Genomic DNA, 5,641 nt, shown 5'->3' on the forward strand with positions numbered 1-5,641 from the left:
ACCCTGGCGGTGTTCGACAAATGAGCGCCATGACCCTGCCGTTTCGCTGGCTGGCATCACTTGAATGGCGTCGCGGTTTTTTTGAATGGGCGCGCAGCGACGGCGTCACCTGGGTGTACATCTTCAAGGTGCTGAGCGCCGCGTTCCTGACGTTATGGTTGGCCATGCGCCTGGAACTGCCGCAGCCGCGCACCGCGATGATCACCGTGTTCATCGTGATGCAGTTGCAAAGCGGGCACGTGTTCGCCAAGAGCTTCTACCGCCTGCTCGGCACCCTGGCCGGTTCGTCGATGATGGTGGCGCTGATCGCGATCTTCCCGCAGAACACCGAGCTGTTCCTGCCCAGCCTGGCGCTCTGGGTGGGTATCTGCTCGGCCGGTGCCATGCGCTATCGCAACTTTCGCGCCTATGGTTTCGTGCTGGCCGGCTACACCGCGGCAATGGTCGGCCTGCCGGCCCTGCAACACCCGGACGGTGCGTTCATGGCCGCAGTCTGGCGGGTGCTGGAGATCTCCCTGGGGATCCTGGTGTCGACCCTGGTCAGCGCCGCGATCCTGCCGCAGTCGGCCAGTGCCTCGATGCGCAACGCGTTGTACCAGCGCTTTGGGGTATTCGCCGGGTTCGTCGCCGAGGGCCTGCGCGGCGACAGCCAGCGCGATCGCTTCGAAAGCAGCAACGTGCGCTTTATCGCCGAGGCGGTGGGCCTGGAAAGCCTGCGCAGCGTGACCGCCTTCGAAGACCCGCACATGCGTCGGCGCAATGGTCGTCTGGGGCGCATGAACAGCGAATTCATGGCCATCACCACACGCTTCAACGCCTTGCACCAGTTGCTCGAACGCCTGCGCCAGCGTGGCCCGCTGCAACTCGTTCCAGCCATCGAACCGGGCCTGCGCGCACTCGCCGAGCTGCTCGACGGCTATGCCGAGCGTTCGCTGACCCACGCCGATGCGGCGCGCCTGGCCGGGCAGTTGGCCGCCTACAAGGACGACCTGCCCGAGCGCGTGCGCAGCCTGCGGGCAGCCTATCTCGACACCGCGCCGAGCGACGCCGACCTGCTCGATTTTCACACCGCCTACGAGCTGCTCTACCGCTTCGTCGACGACCTGCACAGCTATGCCCAGACCCACGCCTCGCTGGCCGACCACCACCATGCGCGCGAGCAGTGGGACGAGCCCTACGTGGCCCAGACCAACTGGCTGGTGTCGCTGGCGGCCGGGGTGCGCGCCGCGTTCATCCTGCTGGTGCTGGGCAGCTTCTGGCTGGCCACCGCGTGGCCGAGCGGGGCCATGATGACCCTGATCGCCGCGGCCACGGTGGGCCTGTCGGCGGCCACGCCCAACCCCAGGCGCATGTCGTTCCAGATGGCCTGCGGCACCTGTTCGGCGCGCTGGTGGGGTTCTTCGAAACCTTCTTCGTGTTCCCCTGGATCGACGGCTTCGCGCTGCTGTGCCTGGTGCTGGCGCCGGTGTTCGTGGTGGGTGCGTTCCTCGCCTCGCGGCCGGCCTACGCCGGGTATGGGCTGGGCCTGCTGATCTTTTTTTTCGACAGGCTCGGTGCCCGACAACCTGACCGTCTACAACCCTTACGTGTTCATCAATGACTACATCGCCATGGTCATCGGCATGCTGGTGTGCGCGGCGGCCGGGGCGATCATCCTGCCGCCCAACAGCCGCTGGCTGTGGAGCCGCCTGGAGCAGGACCTGCGCGGCCAGGTGCTGTTCGCCATCAGCGGGCGTCTGCGCGGGCTGGGCTCGGCGTTCGAAAGCCGTACCCGCGACCTGCTGCACCAGGCCTACGGCCTGGCGGTGGGGCAGCCCAAGGTGCAAAGCACCCTGCTGCGCTGGATGTTCGTGGTGCTGGAGGTGGGCCACGCGATCATCGAGCTGCGCAAGGAGCAGGCGATACTGCCGGTGCACCCGTGCTACGCCGAGTCGCAGCCATGGCGCCAGGCCATCCGCGTGATGGGCCGCGCGCTGGCGCGCCTGTTTCTGCAGCCGAGCGTGGCCAACCACGAGCGTGCGCTGGTGGCGGTGGACCATGCGATCAGCCGGGTGCAGGCCACCGACGAACCGTTCGCCCGGCACTTCGACACCTCGGCGCTGCGCCGGGTGCAGAGCTACCTGCACTTCATCCGTACCTCGTTGCTCGACCCACAATCGCCGCTGGCCCAGTTGCCGCCTGCGCAAGGACTGCCCGATGCCCCGTGAAATCGCCTTCCATGGCCTGTACATGCCGACCATGACCTTGATGTTCCTGTTTGCCGCAGGGCTGGCCTGGGGGCTGGACCGGTTCATCGCCGCGCATGACGGCTACCGCTTTTTCTGGCACCCGGCGCTGCTGCGTCTGTGCCTGTTCATTTGCCTCTTCGGCGCCATGGCGCTGACCGTTTACCGTTGAGACCCTAGTCGATGAAAAAGTTTTTCAGCCTGATCGCCACCCTGCTGGTACTGGCGGCTGCCGTGGTGATCGGTCGGCAGTTGTGGGTGCAGTACATGAACACGCCCTGGACCCGTGACGGGCGGGTACGTGCCGACATCATCAACGTGGCGGCCGATGTGCCCGGCTATGTGGTGGATGTACCGGTGCGCGACAACCAGTTGGTGAAGAAGGGCGACCTGCTGATCCAGATCGACCCGGCGCACTATGCGGTGGCGGTGCAGCAGGCGCAGGCGCTGGTGGCCTCGCGCAAGGCCACCTGGGAGATGCGCAAGGTCAACGCGCACCGGCGCGCCGACATGGACAACCTGGTGATTTCGCGTGAGAACCGCGACGACGCGAGCAACATCGCCATCTCGGCCCAGGCCGATTACCAGCAGGCCCAGGCGCAATTGGCGGCGGCCGAGCTGGACCTCAAGCGCACGCGCATCCTGGCTACGGTCGACGGCTACGTGACCAACCTCAACGTGCACCGTGGCGACTATGCGCGCACCGGCGAGGCGAAAATGGCCGTGGTCGACAAAGACTCGTTCTGGGTCTACGGCTTCTTCGAGGAGACCAAGCTGCCGCGGGTCAACGTGGGTGACCAGGCCGAGCTGCAGATGATGAGTGGCGCGGTGCTCAAGGGGCATGTAGAGAGCATTTCGCGGGGTATCTATGACCGCGACAACCCGGCGAGCCGCGAGCTGATCGCCGACGTCAACCCGACCTTCAACTGGGTGCGCCTGGCGCAGCGAGTACCGGTGCGCATTCATATCGACGAAGTGCCGCAGGGCTTCCTGCTGGCAGCGGGTACCACGTGCACGGTGGTGGTCAAGCCGCGGGACTGACGGGGCCCCGACACCGGGCAAAATGTACCAGCCGGTGACAAGTCTTTGTTAAGCTCCGGTGCATTCCCCTGACTGCATCGAATGGACCTCACCATGCACTTACCGGATATGAACTTGTTGGTGGCGCTGGATGCGCTGCTCGACGAGGGCAGCGTCGTTGGCGCCGCGCGCCGCATGCACCTCAGCCCCGCAGCCATGAGCCGCACCCTCAGCCGAATCCGCGAGGCCGTCGGTGATCCGATCCTGGTGCGTGCCGGCCGTGGCCTGGTGCCGACCCCCAGAGCGCTGGCCCTGCGCAGCCAGGTACGCAGTGTGGTCGAGCAGGCGCAGCAGGTGTTCAGCGCACCGCAGGAGGTCGACCTGGCCACCCTGGAGCGTGATTTCAACCTGCGCGCCAACGACGTATTCATTGCCCCGTTTGCCGCCATCCTGCTGGAAACCCTGCGCGAACAGGCGCCGCGCAGCGTGCTGCGCTTCGTGCCCGAAGGCGAGGGCGGCGACGAGGATGGCGCCTTGCGCGAAGGGCGCCTGGACCTGTACATCAGCGCCACCCGCGACCTGGGCCCGGAGATCAAGGTGCAAGGCCTGTTCAGTACCCGCATGGTGGGGCTGGCGCGCGCTGACCATCCGCTGTTCGAGCGGCCGATAACGGCGTGTCGCTACGCCGCCTACGAGCAGATCAGCGTGTCGCGTCGCGGTCGTGCCCAGGGGCCGATCGACAGCGCGCTGGCGGCCATGGGGCTGCAGCGCCGCGTGGCGTTGATCACCCCCAGCTTTCACTCGGCGATGTTCTCGCTGCCTGACACCAACCTGCTGCTGCCGCTGCCCGAGCACGTGCTGTCGAGTGTGGCGCGGCTGGGCCTGCCCTTGCGTGCGTTCGAACTGCCGCTGGCCCTGGAGCCGGTGGCGATCATGCAAGCCTGGCACCCGCGTTTCGACAACGACCCCGCACACGCCTGGCTGCGCCAGACCCTGAAGGCGTGCTGCAGCACCTATCGGTTGAATTGAGGCGTGCGTTTCATGCAGTAATAAGCTGCAAGCATGTCAGTTTTCGTCAGCATTAGGCCTGCATAGACTGACCGGGTGATTCATTTGCCCGGAGCCGCAAGGCCATGAGTGTGACCCTCAACGCGGCGGCGCCCGCCACCTTCGGCCCCAGCATGGGCCTGCCGCTGGCGGGCCTGTGGAGCGAGTACGTGGGGTGGCAGTGGGCGTTCTGGCAGATCATCCTGCCGTCGCTGCTGGCCATGGCCTGTGTCGCCTGGGGCCTGCCGCAAGACCCGCTGCGCCTGGAGCGCTTCGCGCAGTTCGACTGGCGCGGCCTGCTGCTCGGGTTGCCGGCGATCAGTGCGCTGGTGATCGGCCTGAGCCTGGGCGAGCGCATGGGCTGGTTCGACTCGCCACTGATCAACCTGCTGCAGATCTTTGGCCAACCGATGGCGGTGATCCCGCTGCTGATGCTCGCCACCGGCGGCATGACCGCGCAGGACGGTCCGTTCGCGTCTGCCTGGTTCAACACCGTCAAAGGGCTGGCCTCGGTGCTGGCCACGGTGCGCCGGCATTTCCATTCCAATCACCTGGTCGACAGCCTCGGCAACGCGCCGCTGACGGATGCCGGTGTGCCGCAACTGGCCCGGCGCATCCACGAGCAGGCGCTGGTGCTGGCCGCGGCCGACCTCTACCTGTGCATGGCACTGCTGGCGGCGGCCCTGACCTTGTTGATTGCCTTCGTGCCTACCCGGATCTACCCGCCGCGTGCGGTGGCCTAGTGTCCTTGTCGAGAGAAACCCCATGACCCTGAACACCCCCCCGCACACTCGTCTTGAGCGCCCTCACGGTGCTAATGCTCGGTGCCCTGGCTGGCGCAACGATGCGTTCCAGCGCTGTGCAGTCGACCAATGACGCGTATGTCTTGGCCGACTACACCGTGGTCGCCCCCAAGGTGGCCGGCTTTATCCAGCAAGTGCTGGTAGAGGACAACCAGCACTGAAGCGCCACAGCCGCCTGGCCGAACAGGGCGCCGGCACCGTGCAGAACGCCCAGCAGGCGCGTAGCCGGGTAGGCGCAACTGGCCAATGCCACCGCCGCCCTGGCGGCCGCGCGCAAGCAGATCGACGTGCTGCAGGCGCAAGTCGTGGCTGCCCACGGCGGTGCGCGCCAGGCCGAGGCCGCACCTCAGCGGGCACGCCTGGCGCTGTCGTACACGCGCATTGTCGCGCCGGTCGACGGCATCGTCGGTGAGCGTGCGTTGCGCGTGGGCGCCTATGTGCAGCCGGGGGGCACGGCTGCTGTCGGTGGTACCGCTGGCGCAGGCCTATGTGATCGGCAATTTCCGAGGAAACCCAGTTGACGACGTGCAGCCTGGCCAGGCGGTG

The 5,641-nt window shown here is 66.7% G+C and carries 3 protein-coding genes and 3 pseudogenes; all 6 read left to right on the forward strand.

What is annotated here, in order from left to right; translation table 11 throughout:
- The first annotated feature begins 20 nt into the window (after positions 1–20).
- Positions 21–2,207, forward strand: a pseudogene (locus G3436_RS21700) (FUSC family protein).
- On the forward strand, positions 2,197–2,397 hold the full coding sequence (locus G3436_RS21705; RefSeq protein ID WP_163949315.1) for a DUF1656 domain-containing protein: 201 nt from the start codon (positions 2,197–2,199) through the stop codon (positions 2,395–2,397). Before G3436_RS21700 ends, G3436_RS21705 begins: the two are co-directional and overlap by 11 nt.
- An 11-nt stretch (positions 2,398–2,408) precedes the next feature.
- The gene (locus G3436_RS21710; RefSeq protein ID WP_163949318.1) at positions 2,409–3,266 is read left to right on the forward strand and encodes an efflux RND transporter periplasmic adaptor subunit; all 858 of its coding nucleotides are present in this window, start codon (positions 2,409–2,411) and stop codon (positions 3,264–3,266) included.
- A 93-nt stretch (positions 3,267–3,359) separates the two neighbouring features.
- Positions 3,360–4,274 carry a LysR family transcriptional regulator gene (locus G3436_RS21715; RefSeq protein WP_163949320.1) on the forward strand — a complete coding sequence of 305 codons (915 nt, stop codon included), beginning with the start codon at positions 3,360–3,362 and terminating at the stop codon, positions 4,272–4,274.
- Between the two features lie 125 nt (positions 4,275–4,399).
- A pseudogene (locus tag G3436_RS21720) lies at positions 4,400–5,035 on the forward strand (MFS transporter); the annotation flags it as partial.
- A 74-nt stretch (positions 5,036–5,109) separates the two neighbouring features.
- Positions 5,110–5,641 (forward strand): annotated as a pseudogene (locus G3436_RS21725) (HlyD family secretion protein); the annotation flags it as partial.

Origin of the sequence: Pseudomonas brassicae (genome assembly GCF_010671725.1) — a bacterium.
In the GTDB taxonomy this organism is placed as follows: domain Bacteria; phylum Pseudomonadota; class Gammaproteobacteria; order Pseudomonadales; family Pseudomonadaceae; genus Aquipseudomonas; species Aquipseudomonas brassicae.